Raw genomic sequence first — 17,880 nt, forward strand, 5'->3', positions numbered from 1 at the left:
GGCGCCGTGCGACCCCGTAATTGTTAGCGGCAGCGAAAACCCCTGGCAATCATGTGACCTACGACCCCACGCCGTAAAAAACGCCTGCGGAACCCATCCCACGCCGCGATACATGGCCCCTTGCTACTAAAGGAATGGGAAGGTGATCCGGGCCCTATGGGCGGCCTCACACGGCACACCCCCTGCCCGCACTGAGTGCGAACAAGCGCACACCCTCCGCACACGGGAAAGGGCCCGGTGCGCGCCCAGCCATCGGAGTGTGGACGTGCGGGGCCGGGCCTCTCCGGAGTGGTCAACCCGATTCGACCGCCGCCCCGGCAGTGGCGGGAGATGCGTGTCGTGGGGCGCCGAGCGTCGTTGTCCGTTTCGAGCGCTAGTCCTCCGCTCACACCGTTTGTCTTGCCGTCGAGATCAAGTCGAGATCAAGGAGCCTTGATGCGCCTGTTCCGTGCTGCAGTGGCCGCCCTTGGAGCCCTGCTCCTCTCCGTATCGCTGCCTGCCGGCTCGGCAGCCGCCGCGGACGGCCAGTTCTACTGGGCGGGGCCCAAGGGGAAGCTGTACTCGGTCCAGAACCCGCCGGACCACAAGTGCCTCGACATGGGGCAGGAGGCGAGCGAACCCCGCAATCTCACGAAGAAGCCGCTCGCCGTGTACCCGGGCAAGAAGTGCAAGGGCTCGGCGACTCGCCTGGAGCCGGGGAAGAAGGCCGACCGGAACGTGAGGTTCGCGAGCGTGATCTTCAACCCGTAGGCCTTGGTCGTGCTCTTCGACTCATAGTGACGCGTCGCTACGGACGGAAGAGCACCTTGAGCACCCCCTCCTCCTTCTTCTGGAAGAGCTCGTAGGCGTTCGGTGCCTCATCGAGCCTGAGGTGGTGGGTCGCGAAGGTGTCGACACCGAGCGGGTCGTCGTCCGTGAGCAGCGGCAGGATGTCGTCCGCCCAGCGGCGGACGTTGGCCTGGCCCATGCGGATCTGGACCTGCTTGTCGAAGAGGGTGAGCATGGGCATGGGGTCGGTCATGCCGCCGTAGACGCCGCTGATGGAGATGGTGCCGCCCCTGCGTACGAGGGCGATAGCCAGGTGGAGGGCGCTCATGCGGTCGACGCCCGCGCGCTGCATGAGCTTCTCCGCCCAGCGTGGTGGCATCAGGCCCGCGGCCTGCTGGGCGAGGCGTCCGGCGGGGCTGCCGTGCGCCTCGGTGCCGACCGCGTCGATGACGGCGTCGGGGCCGCGGCCTTCGGTGACTTCTCCGACGGCGGTCAGCAGTTCCTTCTCGTGGCCGAAGGCGTCGAGGTCGAAGACCTCGACGCCTTCTCCGCGGGCGCGCTCCAGCCGGTCGGGCACGCAGTCGATGCCGATCACCTGGGCCGCGCCCAGGTGGCGGGCGATCCTGCAGGCCATGAGGCCGATGGGGCCCAGCCCGAGGACGGCGACGCTGCTGCCGGGGTGGACGCCCGCGTACTGGACGGCCTGCCAGGCCGTGGGCAGGACGTCGGAGAGGTAGACGAACCGGTCGTCGTCCGGGCCGTGCGGCACCTTGATCGGGCCGTAGTGGGCCTGCGGTACCCGCAGGTATTCGGCCTGGGCGCCGGGCACGGCACCGTAGAGCTTGGTGTAACCGAACAATTGTGCGCCCATGCCGTGCTCGCGGACCTGGGTAGTCTCGCACTGCGTCTGCAGGCCCTCGCCGCACATGGGACAGCTGCCGCAGGCGATCTGGAAGGGGACCACGACGCGGTCTCCGGGCGAGAGGTCCGGCACCTCGGAGCCGGTCTCCTCGACGATGCCCATGGGCTCGTGGCCGAGGATGTCGCCGGCCGTCATGAACGGGGTGAGCACCTCGTACAGGTGCAGGTCGGAACCGCACAGCCCGCTCGAGGTGATGCGGATGATCGCGTCGGTGGGTTCCTGGATCACGGGGTCGGGGACGGTCTCGACCCGGACGTCGCGCTTGCCGTGCCAGACGGTGGCTCGCATGGCAGATCGCCTCCCTGGGGGTGGTGCGGTGAGGGTGGTCCCACCGCACGACGGGGCAGCACTCCCCTTCGGCCTGCTCCTGTGCGGGTGGCGCCGCCCGGTGCCGTCTCACATGGTTTCCATCTTGATGTAGCGCACGGCGTCGGGCGCGCTGAAGGCGATGACGGTCAGGAAGGCCGCGGCGAGGGCACCCGCGGCGATCCGTGCGACTCTCGCGGGGATGAAGACGGTCTCACCGACGGCGGCACGCACGGGTTCGCTGAGCCCGACATCGGCGTCGGGCTCGTCGCCCCGCATACGGACGAGCGGTTCGCAGCCGGGGACGACGACGCTGGGCAGCGGGGTTTGTTCCTGCTGCGTCAGGCTCCGGACGAGCGCGAGCACCCTGACCGAGACGGTGTCGCCGTCGCAGCTCATGCCCGCTGAGATTACATCTGGCATACCGGCTCATTTGCGGCAATGTGAGCGTGTTGGTGCGGCAGCCGGGACAGCTCCTCGCACCGTGCGGCCGCGTCCTCGGCCGGCCGTTTGCGGACGAACGCCGACCGCAGCGCGTGGTACGGGCTGCCGGGGTCGAAGAAGGCGGCTCGCATCCGCCGTAGCTCCTGGGCGCGGTAGGCCGCCAGGGGCCTGGCCGACTCGTCCCGTTCCCGCGCGGCCTTCTTCGCCCCGATCCGTACGCTCAGGTCGCCCTCGTCGCCGAGCTCCACCGCCATCCGGGTGACGGCCGGCGCGAACTCCTGGGGCGAGGCGGCGACGACGCGGTCCACCAGGCCCAGTTCGCGGGCACGCACCGCGCCCACCGGCGCGGCCTCCTCCATCAGCGCCGCGGCGGCGGCGGTGCCCACCCGCCGGGGCAAGGTGTACGTCCAGTACTCGGAGCCGTACAGCCCCATCAGCCGGTAGTGCGGGTTGAGCACCGCGCCCGAGCGGCACCAGACCTCGTCGGCGGCGAGCGCCAGCATCGCGCCGCCCGCGGCCGCGTTGCCCGGCATCGCGGCCACCACGAGCCGGTCGGTGGTGGTCAGGACGGCCTCGACCAGGTCATTCATGGCGTTGATAGTGGTCCAGGACTCCTCGGCGGGGTCGGCCGCCGCCTCGATGACGTTCAGGTGGATGCCGTTGGAGAAGATGTCGCGTTCACTGCCCAGCACGATGACGGACATGGGCCGGGACCGGGCGTAGCGCCAGGCCGCGAGCAGCCGGCGGCACTGGACCGCGCTCATCGCCCCGCCGGGGAAGCGGAAGCGCACGAACCCCACGTCGCCCTCCTCGGTGTACCGGATGTCGCTCCAGGTCCGCCGGTGCGCCGGCAGCTCCAGTGGGGCGGGCAGGTGCGGTACGTCCGGCAGCCTGTCGCCCAGTGCCAGCGTGGCGGGCAGCTTGACGGTGGGCGGACCGTCCGCCGCGCGCCGGCGGCGGAGCTCCGGGATCCACACCGCGCCATCCGCCGTCGCCCGGCAGACGGCGCCCGCCCGGGTCGCCAGCACCCGGCCGGGCGTGCCGCGCAGCCGGTCCTCCTCGTGCCCGCCGTACAGGAACCATTCCTCGCCCAGCAGTTCGTCGCGTACGCCCGGCTGCGAATCGGCGGCCCGCAGTGTGCGCAGGACGGATTCGGTGCCCTGCGCCTCCCAGTCGATGCGGCGCTCGCTCTGCGACAGGAACGGGCGGGCCCGCACCGGCAGCCCGTCCTGCGGGCGGGGGGCCCAGCCGCCGGAGGCGAACCGCCCCACCGCGGTCAGTACCGCCTTCATGGCGGCGTCCGCGACCTCGCCCCGGTACAGGTCGCTCTTGCCGACGCCGGAGGGGACGGCGAAGCCCTCGGCGGCCCAGACCGCGCCGGCGTCCATCTCCTCCTCGGCCTGAAGCACCGTCACCCCCCAGTGCTGCTCCCCCTCCTGCAGCGCCCGGTCGAGTGAGGAGGGGCCGCGGTCGCCGGGCGGCCCGGGGTGGACGACCAGGCAGGTGTACCGCGCCCAGATGTCCCGGGGGATCGCCGATTTGAGCATCGGCGCGACGATCAGCTCCGGCTGGTGCAGGGCGACCGCGTCGCGCAGCACCTCGTCGCCGTCCGCCAGGGCGAGGGCGACGGTGTGCCCGCGCTCGCGCAGTTCGGTGAAGGCACGCTGGGTGAGGCTGTTGAACGCGCTGGCGATGAGCAGGATGCGCACGGCGACCTCCGGCTGGGGACAACGGGGCGCGGCCCGCTCCGGGCCGTCTGACTGATCGTCACCTGCGGGGGCCGCCCGGCCGTGCGACACCGCCCAAGTCCCCGCGCGATTGGGCTGCGCGGGCGAATACCGGCGCCCGCCCGGCCCCGTGGCCGTGGCGTACGGGCCCGCCGGGCGGTGGTGCGGGCACGGTGGAGCCCGTACCGCACCGTCGCTCGCGTGCGGGTTTGCCACGGCCGGCGTGACGGGAGCGGGTGGGCGGATGCACGAGCTGTCCATCGCCACCGCCATCGTCGAGAGGGCGGCGGAGACGGCACGCCGGCACGGCGCCGCCTGCGTGAGGGCGGTGCGGCTGCGCGTCGGCGAGATGGCGGGCGTGGTCCCCGACGCGCTGCTGTTCTCCTTCGAGGTGGCCCGGGAGGGAACCGTGCTGGACACGGCCCGGCTCGTCGTCGAGGAGGTGCCCGCCCGCGCCCACTGTGCGGCCTGCGCGGCGGACTTCGCCGTCGGCAGCCCGCCGTTCCTGTGGTGCCCGCGGTGCGACCGCCCGGCGGAGTCCCTGCTCAGCGGCCGGGAACTGGAGATCACCGGAATCGAGCTGGAGGAGGCGGGCGCGTGATGTGCCGGGTCATCGATGTACGTCAGGCCGTCCTGGCGAAGAACGACACGCTGGCCGGAGCCGTCCGCGAGGAGATGGCCGCCCGCGGCACGACGGTGGTCAGCCTGCTCTCCAGCCCCGGCAGCGGCAAGACCGCCCTGCTGGAACAGGTGCTGGTGCGGGTGGGCGCCCGGGGCGTGGCGGTGGCGGCGCTGACCGCGGACCTCGCCACGGAGAACGACGCGCGGCGCCTGGCGCGCTCCGGCGCCCCGGTGAAACAGGTCCTCACCGGCGGACTGTGCCACCTGGAGGCCGCCCAGCTCCGCGCGCACCTGGAGGGCTGGCTGCCCGGCGGCACGCGGCTGCTGTTCGTGGAGAACGTCGGCAACCTCGTCTGCCCCGCCGCCTACGACCTCGGGGAGGACCTGCGGGTGACGCTGATGTCGGTGACCGAGGGCGAGGACAAGCCGCTGAAGTACCCCCTGGCCTTCGGGCTGGCGCACCTCGTGGTCCTCACCAAGACCGACATCGCCGCTGCCGTGGCCTTCGACGAGGCGGCGTTCACCGCGAACGTCGCCCGCGTGAACCCGGGCGTGCCGGTGCTGCGGACCTCGGTCCGCACCGGTGAGGGCGTCGACGCCCTCGTGGAGCAGGTCCTGGCCGCCGCCGACGGCGCCCTGGCCCACCGGCCGCGCATGGCGACACAACCGGAGGGCGGCAAGGGGCACGTCCACGAGCACGGGCACCCGCATGAACACGGGCACGTCCATGATCCGCACTCCCCCGCTGCCGGCCACGACGGACCGGGACCGAGCATCCACAAGCCCGGCCACAGCGCTGCCCTGCCGTTGCGCCGGCCATGACCCGCGCCCCCTCGGCCGCGCACGACAAGCCGCCCGGCCCCGCGCCCCCGGATGCGCCCGGCGTCGTCCGGCGGAGGATCACCGTGCGGGGCACGGTGCAGGGCGTCGGATTCCGCCCGTTCGTGCACGGCCTGGCCCAGGAGCTCGGACTGTCCGGGCACGTCGGCAACACCGCCGACGGCGTGGTCGCCGAGGTGGAGGGCGACGCCGCGGGAGTCGAGACCTTCCTCGGCCGCCTGATCACGCACGCGCCGCCGCCGGCGTCCCTCGCCTCGGTCACCCACCGCCGCGTTCCCGCCCTGGGCTCCCAGGGCTTCACCATCCGGCCCTCCCGTCCGGGCCGGGGGCACACCCGCCTTCCCCCGGACACCGCCGTGTGCGCCCCCTGCCTGCGTGAACTCACCGATCCCCGCGACCGCCGCTACCGGCACCCCTTCATCACCTGCACCCACTGCGGCCCGCGCTTCACCATCGTCACCGCCCTGCCCTACGACCGGGCGACAACCACCATGGCGGCCTTCCCGCTGTGCGCGCGGTGCGCCGGCGAGTACGCCGACCCGGGCGACCGGCGCTTCCACGCCCAGCCCGTGGCCTGCCCCGGCTGCGGACCACGGCTGCGGCTGGCCCACTGCGGGCCCCCGCGCGAGGGCGACGCCGCGGTGGCCGGGGCCCGTGAACTGCTCGCCCGGGGTGCGATCGTGGCCGTCAAGGGCCTCGGCGGATACCACCTGGCCTGCGACGCCACCGATCCCGCCGTCGTGGCCCGGCTGCGCGCCGCCAAGGAGCGGGACGGCAAGCCCTTCGCCGTCATGGCCGCCGACCTCGCCACCGCCCGCACCCTCGCCCCGCTGAGCGAGCCGGCGGCCCGGCTGCTCACCGGCCCCCGGGCGCCCGCCGTCCTGCTGCGCCGCGACCCCGCGCACGGCCCCGGGACCCCACTCGCCGACGCGGTCTGCCCCGGCAGCCCCGACATCGCGGTGCTGCTGCCCTACACCCCGGTGCACCGCCTGCTGTTCGCCCTGCCCGGCGACCCGCCCGGCCCCGAGCTGCTGGTCATGACCAGCGCCAACCGCTCCGGCGCGCCGATCGTGACCGACGACACCGAGGCGCAGGAGCTGCTGGACGGCGGCCTGGCCGACGCCCGGCTCTGGCACGACCGGCCGGTCCACGCGCCCTGCGACGACTCGGTGGTCCGCGTGCGCGCCGACGGCACCGACGTGCCCGTACGCCGGTCACGGGGCTACGTGCCCGAGCCGTTGCCGCTGCCCTTCGACGTGCCGGAGTCCCTGGCGGCCGGCGGCGACCTGAAGAACGTCTTCTGCCTGGCGCGGGGCCGGCAGGCGTGGCTGTCCCAGCACATCGGCGACCTCGGTGACAGGGCCACCGAAGCCGCCCTCACCCGGGCCGCCGGCCACCTCGGCGCGCTCACCGGCATCCGGCCGCGGCTGCTGGCGGCCGACCGGCACCCCGGGTACCGCTCCACGGCCTGGGCCCGCGAGCACGCCCGAGGGCGCCCGCTGCACCTGGTGCAGCATCACCACGCGCACATCGCCTCGGCCATGGCCGACGCGGGACTGGACGGCAGCGCGCCCGTCATCGGGATCGCCTTCGACGGAACGGGATACGGGGACGACGGTGCCGTGTGGGGCGGGGAGGCGCTGCTCGCCGACTACGACGGCTACCGGCGCCTGGCCCACCTGGCCTACGTACCGCTGCCCGGCGGCGACGCGGCCGTACGCAACCCCTGCCGGATGGCGCTGTCGCACCTGCGCGCCGCCGGCCTGGAGTGGGACACCGGCCTGCCGTGCGTGAGCGCCTGTACGGAACGGGAGCGGCGGCTGCTGGCCGGGCAGCTCGACCGGCAGGTGGCCTGCGTGCCCACCTCCAGCATGGGCCGGCTCTTCGACGCCGTCTCCTCGCTGCTGGGCCTCTGCCACCGCGCCGGTCATGAGGCGCAGGCGGCCGTCGCCCTGGAGGCCTGCGCCGCGCCGGCCATGACCGGCTGCGGGCAGCCGTACGCCTTCGCCGTGCGCCCCGGCGAGGACGGCGGGCCGGCCCTCGTCGACCCGGCGCCCGTCCTGCGGGCGGCCGTCGCCGACCTGCGGGCCGGGACCGCGGCCGCCGTCGTCGCCGCGCGCTTCCACCACGCCGTCGCCGCGGCCGTGGTGAGCGTGTGCCGGGCCGCCGGGCGCAGCACGGGCGTGTGGACGGTGGCGCTCTCCGGCGGGGTGTTCGCCAACGCCCTCCTGGAGGACGCCTGCACGGACGCGCTGCGCGGCAGCGGATTCACGGTCGTACGCCACCACCGGGTGCCGTGCGGCGACGGAGGACTGGCACTGGGTCAGGTGCTGATCGCCTCCCGGGCCCGTGAGCGCGGGCCCTCTTCGGGAGACCGGGAAGGAGCAGCCCATGTGCCTGGCAGTGCCCGGCAAGGTGGTCGGCATTGAGGAACGCGACGGCACCCGCATGGCCAGGGTCGACTTCGGCGGTGCCGTCAAGGAGGTCTGCCTCGCCTACCTCCCCGACATCGAGGTCGGCGACTACGCCATCGTGCACGTCGGCTTCGCCCTGCAGCGGCTGGACGAGGCGGCGGCCCTGGCGACGCTCGACCTCTTCGCGCGCATCGGCGCCCTGGAGGAGGAGTTCGGCGACGCGTGGAGCCGTGCCGCCGCGGAGGCGGGAACGGACCGGGAGGAGGACGTACGGTGAAGTACCTGTCGGAGTTCCAGGACCCGGGGCTCGCCCGGCGGCTGCTGGACGACATCCACGCGACGGTGACCCGGCCGTGGGCCATGATGGAGGTCTGCGGCGGGCAGACCCACTCGATCATCCGGCACGGCATCGACCAGCTGCTGCCCGAGCACATCGAGCTGATCCACGGCCCCGGCTGCCCGGTGTGCGTCACCCCGCTGGAGATGATCGACAAGGCGCTGGCCGTCGCCGCGCTGCCCGAGGTGACCTTCTGTTCGTTCGGCGACATGCTGCGCGTGCCCGGCAGTGACCGGGACCTGTTCCGCGTCAAGAGCGCGGGCGGCGACGTCCGCGTGGTCTACTCGCCGCTGGACGCCCTGGAGATCGCACGCCGGGAACCGGAGCGGCAGGTCGTCTTCTTCGGCATCGGCTTCGAGACGACCGCGCCCGCCAACGCCATGACCGTTCATCAGGCCCGCCGGCTCGGGATCCGCAACTTCAGCCTGCTCGTCTCCCACGTGCGCGTACCGCCCGCCATCGAGGCGGTCATGCGCTCCCCGCACTGCCGGGTGCAGGCGTTCCTGGCCGCCGGGCACGTCTGCAGCGTCATGGGCGTCGAGGAGTACCCGGACCTGGCCGCGCGCTTCAAGGTGCCCATCGTCGTCACGGGCTTCGAGCCCCTGGACATCCTCGAAGGCATCCGCCGCACCGTCCACCAGCTCGAACGCGGTGAGCACCGCGTGGAGAACGCCTACCCCCGTGCCGTGCGTGCCGAGGGCAACCCCGCGGCGCTGCGCATGCTCGGCGAGGTCTTCGAGGTCACCGACCGCGCCTGGCGCGGCATCGGCACCATCCCCGGCAGCGGCTGGCGGCTCACCGACGCCTACCGGGAGTACGACGCCGAACACCGCTTCCGCGTCGGCGCCATGGTCACCGAGGAGCCCGCCGACTGCCGCAGCGGTGAGGTGCTGCAAGGGCTGATCAAGCCGCGGGACTGCGCGGCCTTCGGCACCACGTGCACCCCGCGCACCCCGCTGGGCGCGACCATGGTCTCCAGCGAAGGGGCCTGCGCCGCCTACTACCTCTACCGCCGCCTCGCACCCGCGGCCACCGCCCCGAAGGAGACGCGTTCCGTTGGCTGAGACCACACTCGACCCGGCCGCCTGGACCTGCCCTGCGCCCCTGGGCGACCAGCCCGTCGTGGTGCTCGGGCACGGAGGCGGCGGCCAGCTGTCCGCCGAGCTCGTCGACCGCCTGTTCGTGCCCGCCTACGGCAACGACACCCTGGCGGCCCTGACCGACTCGGCGGCACTGACGCTCGGCGGCGCCCGCCTGGCGTTCTCCACCGACTCCTATGTCGTGCGGCCGCTGTTCTTCCCCGGCGGCAGCATCGGTGACCTCGCCGTCAACGGCACCGTCAACGACCTCGCGATGAGCGGGGCCCGGGCGGCCCACCTCTCGTGCGCGTTCATCCTGGAGGAGGGCACCGCCCTGTCGGTCGTGGCGGACGTCGCCCGTGCGGTGGGGGCGGCGGCCGAGGCGGCGGGCGTCACCGTCGTCACCGGTGACACCAAGGTCGTCGACGCGGGCCACGGCGACGGGGTGTATCTCAACACCTCCGGCCTCGGGCTCATCCCCGACGGCGTGGACATCCGCCCCCAGCGTGCGGCACCCGGCGACGTGGTCATCGTCAGCGGCCCCGTCGGCATGCACGGCATCGCCGTCATGAGCGTCCGGGAGGGCCTGGAGTTCGGCGTGGAGGTCACCAGCGACACGGCTCCGCTCGGCGGACTGGTCGCCGCGATGCTCGCGGTCACCCCGGACCTGCACGCCCTGCGCGACCCCACCCGCGGCGGGGTGGCCACCGCCCTCAACGAGATCGCCGCCGCCTCCGGCACGGGGATCGTCCTGGCCGAGGAGCGCGTGCCCGTCCCCGACGCCGTGGCCAACGCCTGTGGCTTCCTGGGGCTCGATCCGCTGTACGTGGCCAACGAGGGCCGCCTGCTGGCCTTCGTACCGCGCCCGCACGCCGAGGCGGTCCTCGCCGCGATGCGGGATCACCCCTGCGGCGTGGGGGCCGCCGTCATCGGCGAGTGCGTGAGCGACCACCCGGGGACGGTCGTGGCCCGCACCCGCCTCGGGGGCACGCGGGTCGTCGACCTCCCCCTGGGGGAGCAGCTGCCCCGGATCTGCTGACGTCCCGTACGCGGCGCCTCACGTCTCCTCCTCCATGCGGATGGCGCCCCGCAGGTCCTGGTACGCCGAACCTCGCTCGCCGCCCTCGCCCGCCTCGTGGTCCTCCAGCAGCGCGCGGGCGATGGCGTCGAGCTTGCGCTGGATGGCGTGCTCGGCGCGCAGCTCCGAGTTCTTGAGCAGCGCCAGCAGCAACAGCGTCACCGACGTCATCGCGCCGGCGGCCAGCAGTTCCAGCTCCACGGACAGGCCGGCGACGTGCATGGCGACGAAGTTCGCCACCAGCACGAAGCAGACGGCGAAGAACGCCCGCGAGCTGGTGAAGTGGGAGGCCTTCTCGGCGAAGTTCTCGAAGATCCCGCGCCGGCCCCCGTGCCGCTGGGAGGGGTGCCGTACCGTCACCCGGCCCCCCGCAGCGCGTTCTCCATACGGCCGAACGGGCTGTCGTCGAGGGCCGCGAGCAGCGCGGCGGGATCGCGGTAGACGGCGACCGCACCCGCCTCCTCCAGCTCGGCCCGGGCGATGCCGCCGGACAGCAGCGCCACGCAGCCGACGCCTGCCCGGCCGGCTGCGTGGACGTCCCAGACCGTGTCCCCGACGAAGAGCGCCCGCTCCGGCGGGACGCCCGCCTGCTCCAGCGCCTGGTGCACCGGGTCGGGGGCGGGCTTGCTGGAGGCGACGTCGTCGGCGCTGGTGGCGTCGTGGATGGCGTCGTCCGCGTCGATCGCCCGGCGCAGTGCCTGAAGCTCCGCGCCCTGTGCGGAGGTGGCCAGGACGACCGTCCAGCCGCGGCCCGCGAGGGCGCGCAGCAGGTCCGCCGCACCGTCGAGGGCCGCCAGCCGGTCGAACCAGGTGGCGTAGACCGCCGTGTGGGCCGCGCTGATGGACGCGTCCTGGTCCCGGTCGCGGTCGTCGCCGAGCAGCCGGTCGATCAGCCGGTCCGAGCCCATGCCGACCGTGTGGTGGATGTCGGTCATCGCCACCCGGTGGCCGGCCTGGTGGAACGCCTCCCACCAGGTGACGGCGTGCAGGTAGTTGGTGTCGGCCAGCGTGCCGTCCACGTCGAAGACGGCCGCGAGCGGGACGGTGGTGCGCTCCGCGGCGGAGCGGTCCTCCTGCGGTGCCATCGCGGCTGCTCAGAGCTCGCGCAGGGCCGGCAGCAGCTCCTCGGCGGCCCAGTCGACGTACGGCGCCTGCTGGTCACCGCCGATCTGTACCAGGGCGACCTCCGTGAAGCCCGCGTCGGTGTAGGCGCGTACCGCCTCGACGAAGTCGTCCACCTTGGAACCGCACGGGATGGCCTGCGCGATGTCGTCCTTGGTGACGGAACCGGTCGCGGAGGCGAAGGCGCCGTCGTGGGGCAGTTCGGAGTTCACCGGCCAGCCCAGCCCCGACCAGCGGAACTGGTCGTGGGCCCGGTCGATCGCCGCGTCACGGTCGGGGTCGTAGGAGACCGGCAGCTGGCCGACGCGGGGCTTGCCGGCTCCGCCGTGGCGGTCGAAGCTCTCCAGGAGCTCCCGCTCGGGCTCGGTGGCGATGACCAGGTCGGCCAGGTGGCCGGCGAGGCGGCAGGACCGCTCCCCGGAGACGGCGATGCCGATGGGCGGGGGCCGGTCGGGCAGATCCCACAGCTTGGCGTGTTCGACGTCGTAGTGGGCACCGTGATGGGTGAGGGTGCGCCCCTCGAACAAGGCCCGGATGATGCCCACCGCCTCTTCGAGCTTCTCCAGCCGGATGCCGGCCGAAGGCCAGCCGCCACCGACGACGTGCTCGTTGAGGTTCTCGCCCGAGCCGAGGCCGAGGCGGAAACGTCCCTCGGACAACAACTGCACGGTGGCGGCCTGCTGGGCGACCACGGCCGGGTGGTACCGGGTGGTCGGGCAGGTCACGTACGTCATGAGCGGGATACGGGAGGTGGCCTGCGCGGCGGCGCCCAGGACGGCCCAGGCGTTGGGTGCGTGCCCTTGGGAGGCAAGCCACGGAAAGTAGTGGTCGGAGGTGACGGAGAAGTCGAACCCCGCCTTCTCCGCCTGCACCACGTGTTCGACGAGGTCCCGGGGGCCCGCTTGCTCGGTCATCATCGTGTAGCCGATTTGCACCATAAAATCCGGGTTCCCCGCTTGGCGGCGGAGAAACCCTTCCGGCTGCGGACCGCTCACATGCGCGGCCGGCCATCACTCCGGGGAGGGGAATGACGGCCGGCCCGGGGCGTGAGCCCGGATTACGGGACGACCTTCAGCAGCTTGTTGGGGGTGCCGGCGCCGGGCCGGGTGACCTTGTCCGCCGTGGCGCCCTTGGTCAGCGCGTTCGAGACCTGGTCCGGGGTGGCGTCCTTGTGGCCACCGAGGTAGAGCGCGGCGGCCCCCACGACGTGCGGAGTCGCCATGGACGTACCGGAGATGGTCTTGGTGCCGGAGTCGCTGTCGTTCCAGTCGGAGGTGATGTCCGAGCCCGGCGCGTAGAGGTCGACGACGCTGCCGAAGTTGGAGAAGTCGGACTGCTGGTCGTCCTTGGTGGTGGAGGCGACGGTGATCGCCTCCTTCACCCGGGCCGGGGAGCCCTTGCCGGCGTCGGTGGACTCGTTGCCCGCCGCGACGGCGAAGGTGACGCCGGAGGCGATGGCCTTCTGCACGGCCGCGTCGAGTGCCTCGTCCGCTCCGCCACCGAGGCTCATGTTGGCGACGGAGGGGCCCTTGTGGTTCTTGGTGACCCAGTCGATTCCGGCGACCACCTGCTCGGTGGTGCCGGAGCCCTGCGCGTCCAGGACGCGGACGGCGACGATTCTGGCCTTCTTGGCGACGCCGTGCGCCGCGCCGGCGATGGTGCCCGCCACGTGCGTGCCGTGGCCGTTGCCGTCCTCGGCCTTGTCGTTGTTGTCGACGGCGTTGAATCCGTACGCCGCGCGACCGCCGAAGTCCTTGTGGCTGATGCGCACTCCGGTGTCGATGACGTAGGCCGTGACACCCTCACCCGCGCCGTCCGGATAGGTGTACTTCCCGTCGCCCTTCGTCTCCGCCTGGTCGATCCGGTCGAGCCCCCAGGAGGGTGGGGCCTCCTGGGTGGCGTTGATGCTGAAGCGGTGGTTCTGCACGACCTTGGCGACGGAGGGATCCGCGGCGAGCCGCTTGGCCTCGTCCCGGTCGAGGCCGCTGGCCGAGAAGCCGTTGACGGCCGAGGTGTAGGTGCGGTTCAGCTTGCCGCCGTACCGCTCGGCGAGGTCCTTGCCTTCGGTGGCGGCGGAGTGGACGCCGGCGGCGTTCTTGCTGTCCTTGAGCATGACGATGTAGCTGCCGTCGACGGCGTCCTTGGCATCCATGCCGTAGACCTTCCCTTCGGCGGGAGCCGCGGCACCGGCGGGCAGCGTCAACAGGGTGGCTCCGGCCGTGACCGCCGTCGCGGCGGATATCGCCAGTACGAGCCGTCGCTTGCCGGTGCGCTTGTGGTTTGCCATAACGAGGGGTTCCTCCTCGTGCGGTTGTGGGGGGGATCGCGCGTTGTCGCACAACGCACCCGGCGCGGAGGAAGATCCGCTTCCGGGTGTTCGAAACCCTGTCAGGATTGACGCGCCCAGATCAACCTTCACCCGGAGGTGTGACATACGCAACGCCCTTACGTAAATGCAAATCCCTCTGAACGGCGGCAAATTGGACGGGTGTGCGTGACAACTACTGTCACGTTTTACTTCGCCGACACAGTCAATTCGCTTTAGGGACAAGGCCGTTGACCTTCAGCCACGCATGGCTTGAATTCGGCGTTCGAGGCAGTCGGCGGCCTTCCCGAAGGGGCGACGAAAGGCCGGCCCCTGGGCCGCGGCCCCACCCTCCGACACAACCGTGGACTACTCCCCGTTTTCGGTGCTACGTTTATCGGGGCGAACCGGGGGCTACTCCCCGGTTCCGGTTACGTCCTCCGATGCGGTGCGGTACGGCGCCGACGTCACGTGAGAGGCAGGCGGCATGGCGAACACGACGGCACTGGTGCTGGGCGGTGGCGGGTACACCGCCGCGGCGTGGGAGATCGGCATGCTGGCCGGGCTCGCCGACGCCGGCATCGACCTCACCACGGCCGGCACGGTGATCGGCACGTCCGCGGGCGCGATCAACGGCGTGCGGCTGCTGGCGGGACCGACCGTAGGCGAGCTCTACGAACGGGAGTTGGCCGGGCACCGGGAAGAGATCGAGCTCGGCATCGGCCTCGGCACGACCGTCAGGTTCCTGTGGGCGGTGCTCGGCTCCCGGAACCCCCGGACGTCGAGGAAGCGCATCGGGCGGATGGCGCTGGCCGCCCGCACCATCACCGAGGCCGAGGCCCTGGAGGCCGTCGACGTGCTGCTGCCGGTGAGCGACTGGCCCGGCGGGCGACTGCGCGTCGCCGCCGTCGACTCGTACTCGGGTGAGCTGTCCCTCTTCGGCCCCGACAGCGGCCTCGCCCTGCACCGGGCGGTCGCCGCGAGCTGTGCGGTGCCGGGTATCTGGCCACCCATCGCCATCGGGGGACGGCGGTGGATCGACGGCGGCATCTGGTCACCCGCCAATGTCCACTTGGCGGCAGGCCATCGCAGGGTCGTGGCGCTCGCCCCCATGGTCAAGGCCCACGGGCCGGGCCCGGACGCGGCCGGACAGGCGGGCGAACTGAGGAGGGAAGGCGCGGAGGTCGCCCTGCTGACACCGGACAGCGCCGCACGCCGCGCGTTCGGCCGCAACCCGCTGGACCAGAGCCGCCGGCCGGCCGTGGCCCGCGCGGGCCACGCCCAGGCCGCCGCGCACGTGGAGAGCGTGGCCCGCGTCTGGGGCACGCTCAGTCACGCCTGAGGCCGGACGCGCCCGGACGCCCCGGCCCGTCACGCCCTCTCCTCACCCCTGGGCTCTGGCCGAGAAGGCGGCGCGGTAGTCGCGGGGGCTGGTGGCGAGGCGGGCGGCGAAGTGCTGGCGCATGGTGACCTCGCTGCCGAAGCCCGTGCGGCGGGCGACCTCGGGCATGGGGAGGTCGGTGCGCTCCAGGAATTTCTGGGCGGCCGCCAGGCGCTGGTCGAGCAGCCAGCGAGCCGGAGTGGTGCCGGTGGTCGCCGTGAAGTGACGGGCGAACGAGCGCGGTGACATGCCCGCGCGGGCCGCGAGGGCGGTGACCGGCAGCGGCTCGTGAAGGTGGCGCAGGGCGTACTCGCGCACGGAGGCGAGGGCGTCGGCGCCGCGGTCCCCGGGCGCGGTGGGCCGCTCGATGAACTGGGCCTGGGTGCCGCTGCGGAAGGGCGCGGTGACCATCACGCGGGCGATGGTGGCGGCCGTCTCGGCGCCGTGGTCGCTGCGGACGAGGTGCAGGCACAGGTCGATGCCGGCGGCGGTGCCCGCGGACGTCCAGATGGCGCCCCGTGCGATGCCCCCGCCGACCGCGGCCGGCGAACCGCCGCAGACATCGGCCGCGGCCTCGATGAAGAGGGCGTCGGGGACGACGGTGATGCCCGGGTACTGCCGCTGGAGGAGATCGGTGAGGCTCCAGTGGGTGATGGCACGCCGCCGGTCGAGAAGCCCGGCCTGGGCGAGGACGAACGCGCCGGCGCACAGCGCGGCGACGGGGATGCCCCGCGCGTGGGCCCGGCGCAGGGCGTCGAGCACCGCCGGCGGGGCCGGCAGCCGCGGATCCACGATGCCCGGGACGACGACGAGGTCGGCGCGGTCGAGCCAGGAGAGCGTGCGGTCGGGTGCCAGGCTGAGCCCGCCCGGCATGGTGACCGGGGTGCGGTCCGCGGCGCAGCGGCGGAGCTCGAAGGCGGGCACTCCGCGGTCGGTACGGTCCGGACCCCACACCTCGGTGATGACACTGACGTCGAAAGACCGGATGTTGGGGAAGGCGAGCAGCGCCACGCGGTAGGCAGGCATGGCGCCGAGTATGGCAGAAAGCCATCGATCAGGGGCAGCGCTGCCACTGTGCGGGGCCCGCCGGCGACGGCAGGATCGTGGTCATGAACGAACGAGAGCTTCACAGCAACGCGGCATTGGTCGTCATCGACGTACAGAAGGGTTTCGACGACCCGGAGTTCTGGGGCCCCCGGGACAACCCGGACGCGGAGGACAACATCGCGGCACTGCTCGACGCGTGGCAGACGTCCGGGCGCCCGGTGGTCTTCGTACGGCACGACTCGCCGAAGCCGGGCTCGCCCCTGCGCGCCGGGCAGGAGGGCAACGACCTCAAGGACTTCGTGGCGGAGAGGCGCGGCAGGGGCGAGGGGCCCGAGCTCTTCGTCACCAAGACGGTGAACTCCGCCTTCTACGGCACGCCGGATCTGCGGGAGTGGTTCGAGGCGCAGGGCATCCGGCAGTTCGTCGTGAGCGGCATCCAGACCAACATGTGCGCGGAGACCACGGCCCGCATGGGCGGAAACCTCGGGTACGAGGTGCTGTTCGCACTGGATGCCACGCACACGTTCGACCTGACCGGGCCCTACGGATGGCAGCTGAGCGCGGAGGAGCTGGCCAGGGCGACCGCGGTGACGCTGCAGGGCGGGGGGTTCGCCGAGGTGGTGACCACGGCCGAGCTCGTAGCAGCGGCGAAGGGCTGAGGCGCGTCAGGCGGACAGACGGAAGTCGAGGTTGCCGAAGGCGACATGGTCGCCGGGGCGGACGCACACGGTGCCGGCGATGCGCACGCCATTGACGAAGGTGCCGTTGCGCGAACCGAGGTCGGACAGGCGCCACTGGTGGTCCAGGTAGCGCAGTTCGGCGTGCCGGCGGGAGACCGTGCCGTCGTCGAAGCGCAGGTCGGACAGCGGGGACCGGCCGATGTACAGCGGCTTCGCCCCGGGCTCGGGAAGGCGCAGCCCGGGCAGCCGTGCGGTGCGCCAGGCGCCGCGCAGGCGGACGGGCAGGGCCGACAGGAGGGCCACCGTGCGCAGGGCGATCCCCGAGAGGCGCCCGTGGGTGGGCAGGTCGGCCGTGGTGACGGCGATCTCGGCACGGGTGCCGGCGGTGAGGACGATGTGCATGCGGCGCATGAACGTGTCGTGGGAGATCCGGCCCTCACCGGTGCCGTTCCGCAGCACTTCGATGGCCCGGTCCCGCTCGGCCTCCGACGGCCGGGTCACCTGCGTACGGAACTCAAGAGACGTCATGAGGGAATTGTCGGGCTGTCAGGTGCGGTGTGTCCACACCTCACGTTTCTCAACGGGCAGTTCAGCCCCACGGCCGGAAGCCGCCACGGCCCCTGGGTCGCTCAGCGGGACGGTGGACGTACCGAAAGGGCGGCGGCACCCGAGTGGGGTGCCGCCGCCCTTTCGCGTCGGTGTGCGCCTGGGGGATCAGTAGGCGGAGTTGACGTTGTCCATCGAGCCGTACTTGCCGGCCGCGTAGTTACACGACGCGGTGATGTTGGCAACCGGGTCGAACGGGTCCC

Annotated in this window: 18 protein-coding genes; 9 read left to right on the forward strand and 9 right to left on the reverse strand. The window is 72.8% G+C overall.

Translation table 11 applies throughout. The features are described 5' to 3' along the window. Positions 1–435: 435 nt before the first annotated feature. A complete protein-coding gene (locus AB0F13_RS27260; RefSeq protein ID WP_362087691.1) occupies positions 436–750 on the forward strand; it encodes a hypothetical protein in 315 nt (104 codons plus the stop codon). 37 nt (positions 751–787) lie between these two features. Here the strand turns inward: AB0F13_RS27260 and AB0F13_RS27265 are convergent, their stop codons facing one another. From AB0F13_RS27265 to AB0F13_RS27275, 3 genes are all read right to left on the reverse strand, one after another. Beyond that, on the reverse strand, positions 788–1,978 hold the full coding sequence (locus tag AB0F13_RS27265; RefSeq protein WP_362087694.1) for a zinc-dependent alcohol dehydrogenase: 1,191 nt from the start codon (positions 1,976–1,978) through the stop codon (positions 788–790). A 108-nt stretch (positions 1,979–2,086) separates the two neighbouring features. Next, positions 2,087–2,419 carry a hypothetical protein gene (locus tag AB0F13_RS27270; protein ID WP_362087697.1) on the reverse strand — a complete coding sequence of 111 codons (333 nt, stop codon included), beginning with the start codon at positions 2,417–2,419 and terminating at the stop codon, positions 2,087–2,089. Next, complete coding sequence (locus tag AB0F13_RS27275) at positions 2,407–4,149, reverse strand: hydrogenase maturation protein (RefSeq protein WP_362087699.1); 1,743 nt, start codon at positions 4,147–4,149, stop codon at positions 2,407–2,409. The genes AB0F13_RS27270 and AB0F13_RS27275 overlap by 13 nt, the downstream gene beginning before the upstream one ends. 262 nt (positions 4,150–4,411) lie before the next feature. Here AB0F13_RS27275 and hypA point away from each other — a divergent pair, with 262 nt between their 5' ends. The 6 genes from hypA to hypE are packed head-to-tail and all read left to right on the forward strand — an operon-like array spanning position 4,412 to position 10,497. Next, positions 4,412–4,768 carry a hydrogenase maturation nickel metallochaperone HypA gene (gene hypA, locus AB0F13_RS27280; protein WP_362087702.1) on the forward strand — a complete coding sequence of 119 codons (357 nt, stop codon included), beginning with the start codon at positions 4,412–4,414 and terminating at the stop codon, positions 4,766–4,768. Next, the gene (gene hypB / locus AB0F13_RS27285) at positions 4,768–5,610 is read left to right on the forward strand and encodes a hydrogenase nickel incorporation protein HypB (protein ID WP_362087739.1); all 843 of its coding nucleotides are present in this window, start codon (positions 4,768–4,770) and stop codon (positions 5,608–5,610) included. The genes hypA and hypB overlap by 1 nt, the downstream gene beginning before the upstream one ends. Then, positions 5,607–8,057, forward strand: a complete 2,451-nt coding sequence (gene hypF / locus AB0F13_RS27290) for a carbamoyltransferase HypF (protein ID WP_362087705.1) — start codon at positions 5,607–5,609, stop codon at positions 8,055–8,057. The genes hypB and hypF overlap by 4 nt, the downstream gene beginning before the upstream one ends. Then, on the forward strand, positions 8,020–8,319 hold the full coding sequence (locus AB0F13_RS27295; RefSeq protein ID WP_362087708.1) for a HypC/HybG/HupF family hydrogenase formation chaperone: 300 nt from the start codon (positions 8,020–8,022) through the stop codon (positions 8,317–8,319). The genes hypF and AB0F13_RS27295 overlap by 38 nt, the downstream gene beginning before the upstream one ends. After that, positions 8,316–9,443, forward strand: a complete 1,128-nt coding sequence (hypD, locus tag AB0F13_RS27300) for a hydrogenase formation protein HypD (protein WP_362087711.1) — start codon at positions 8,316–8,318, stop codon at positions 9,441–9,443. The genes AB0F13_RS27295 and hypD overlap by 4 nt, the downstream gene beginning before the upstream one ends. Next, positions 9,436–10,497: a hydrogenase expression/formation protein HypE gene (gene hypE, locus AB0F13_RS27305; RefSeq protein ID WP_362087713.1), complete on the forward strand. Its 1,062-nt coding sequence runs from the start codon at positions 9,436–9,438 to the stop codon at positions 10,495–10,497. Before hypD ends, hypE begins: the two co-directional genes overlap by 8 nt. An 18-nt stretch (positions 10,498–10,515) precedes the next feature. Here the strand turns inward: hypE and AB0F13_RS27310 are convergent, their stop codons facing one another. The 4 genes from AB0F13_RS27310 to AB0F13_RS27325 all read right to left on the reverse strand — a co-directional run bounded on the left by AB0F13_RS27310 (position 10,516) and on the right by AB0F13_RS27325 (position 13,945). After that, a complete protein-coding gene (locus AB0F13_RS27310) occupies positions 10,516–10,896 on the reverse strand; it encodes a hypothetical protein (protein ID WP_362087716.1) in 381 nt (126 codons plus the stop codon). After that, complete coding sequence (locus AB0F13_RS27315) at positions 10,893–11,621, reverse strand: HAD family hydrolase (protein WP_362087718.1); 729 nt, start codon at positions 11,619–11,621, stop codon at positions 10,893–10,895. Before AB0F13_RS27315 ends, AB0F13_RS27310 begins: the two co-directional genes overlap by 4 nt. Before the next feature lie 9 nt (positions 11,622–11,630). After that, positions 11,631–12,596, reverse strand: a complete 966-nt coding sequence (locus AB0F13_RS27320; RefSeq protein WP_362087721.1) for an LLM class F420-dependent oxidoreductase — start codon at positions 12,594–12,596, stop codon at positions 11,631–11,633. A gap of 119 nt (positions 12,597–12,715) precedes the next feature. Beyond that, positions 12,716–13,945 (reverse strand): S8 family peptidase, encoded by a 1,230-nt coding sequence (locus AB0F13_RS27325; RefSeq protein ID WP_362087724.1) that lies wholly within the window; start codon positions 13,943–13,945, stop codon positions 12,716–12,718. A gap of 505 nt (positions 13,946–14,450) precedes the next feature. On the opposite strand from AB0F13_RS27325, the gene AB0F13_RS27330 reads away from it, so the two are divergent. Continuing rightward, positions 14,451–15,305: a patatin-like phospholipase family protein gene (locus tag AB0F13_RS27330; protein WP_362087727.1), complete on the forward strand. Its 855-nt coding sequence runs from the start codon at positions 14,451–14,453 to the stop codon at positions 15,303–15,305. A 42-nt stretch (positions 15,306–15,347) separates the two neighbouring features. Here the strand turns inward: AB0F13_RS27330 and AB0F13_RS27335 are convergent, their stop codons facing one another. Further along, positions 15,348–16,370 carry a helix-turn-helix domain-containing protein gene (locus AB0F13_RS27335; protein ID WP_362087730.1) on the reverse strand — a complete coding sequence of 341 codons (1,023 nt, stop codon included), beginning with the start codon at positions 16,368–16,370 and terminating at the stop codon, positions 15,348–15,350. An 83-nt stretch (positions 16,371–16,453) separates the two neighbouring features. Between AB0F13_RS27335 and AB0F13_RS27340 the strand changes: the two genes are divergently transcribed. Beyond that, the gene (locus AB0F13_RS27340) at positions 16,454–17,050 is read left to right on the forward strand and encodes a cysteine hydrolase family protein (protein ID WP_362087733.1); all 597 of its coding nucleotides are present in this window, start codon (positions 16,454–16,456) and stop codon (positions 17,048–17,050) included. Between the two features lie 6 nt (positions 17,051–17,056). On the opposite strand, the gene AB0F13_RS27345 is transcribed toward AB0F13_RS27340, so the two are convergent. Continuing rightward, on the reverse strand, positions 17,057–17,599 hold the full coding sequence (locus tag AB0F13_RS27345) for a DUF1707 and FHA domain-containing protein (protein ID WP_362087736.1): 543 nt from the start codon (positions 17,597–17,599) through the stop codon (positions 17,057–17,059). Between the last annotated feature and the right edge of the window lie 281 nt (positions 17,600–17,880).

Origin of the sequence: Streptomyces sp. NPDC026206, from assembly GCF_040638465.1 — a bacterium.
GTDB lineage: Bacteria > Actinomycetota > Actinomycetes > Streptomycetales > Streptomycetaceae > Streptomyces.

Excerpts from the sequence above, each read along its gene's own strand:
- AB0F13_RS27295 (WP_362087708.1), top strand. The coding sequence starts at position 8,020 with ATGTGCCTGGCAGTGCCCGGCAAGGTGGTCGGCATTGAGGAACGCGAC.
- hypB (WP_362087739.1), top strand. The coding sequence starts at position 4,768 with ATGTGCCGGGTCATCGATGTACGTCAGGCCGTCCTGGCGAAGAACGAC.
- hypA (WP_362087702.1), top strand. The coding sequence starts at position 4,412 with ATGCACGAGCTGTCCATCGCCACCGCCATCGTCGAGAGGGCGGCGGAG.
- AB0F13_RS27330 (WP_362087727.1), top strand. The coding sequence starts at position 14,451 with ATGGCGAACACGACGGCACTGGTGCTGGGCGGTGGCGGGTACACCGCC.
- AB0F13_RS27260 (WP_362087691.1), top strand. The coding sequence starts at position 436 with ATGCGCCTGTTCCGTGCTGCAGTGGCCGCCCTTGGAGCCCTGCTCCTC.
- AB0F13_RS27345 (WP_362087736.1), bottom strand. The coding sequence starts at position 17,599 with ATGACGTCTCTTGAGTTCCGTACGCAGGTGACCCGGCCGTCGGAGGCC.
- AB0F13_RS27335 (WP_362087730.1), bottom strand. The coding sequence starts at position 16,370 with ATGCCTGCCTACCGCGTGGCGCTGCTCGCCTTCCCCAACATCCGGTCT.
- hypF (WP_362087705.1), top strand. The coding sequence starts at position 5,607 with ATGACCCGCGCCCCCTCGGCCGCGCACGACAAGCCGCCCGGCCCCGCG.
- AB0F13_RS27320 (WP_362087721.1), bottom strand. The coding sequence starts at position 12,596 with ATGGTGCAAATCGGCTACACGATGATGACCGAGCAAGCGGGCCCCCGG.
- AB0F13_RS27325 (WP_362087724.1), bottom strand. The coding sequence starts at position 13,945 with ATGGCAAACCACAAGCGCACCGGCAAGCGACGGCTCGTACTGGCGATA.
- AB0F13_RS27265 (WP_362087694.1), bottom strand. The coding sequence starts at position 1,978 with ATGCGAGCCACCGTCTGGCACGGCAAGCGCGACGTCCGGGTCGAGACC.
- AB0F13_RS27315 (WP_362087718.1), bottom strand. The coding sequence starts at position 11,621 with ATGGCACCGCAGGAGGACCGCTCCGCCGCGGAGCGCACCACCGTCCCG.
- AB0F13_RS27340 (WP_362087733.1), top strand. The coding sequence starts at position 16,454 with ATGAACGAACGAGAGCTTCACAGCAACGCGGCATTGGTCGTCATCGAC.
- AB0F13_RS27270 (WP_362087697.1), bottom strand. The coding sequence starts at position 2,419 with ATGCCAGATGTAATCTCAGCGGGCATGAGCTGCGACGGCGACACCGTC.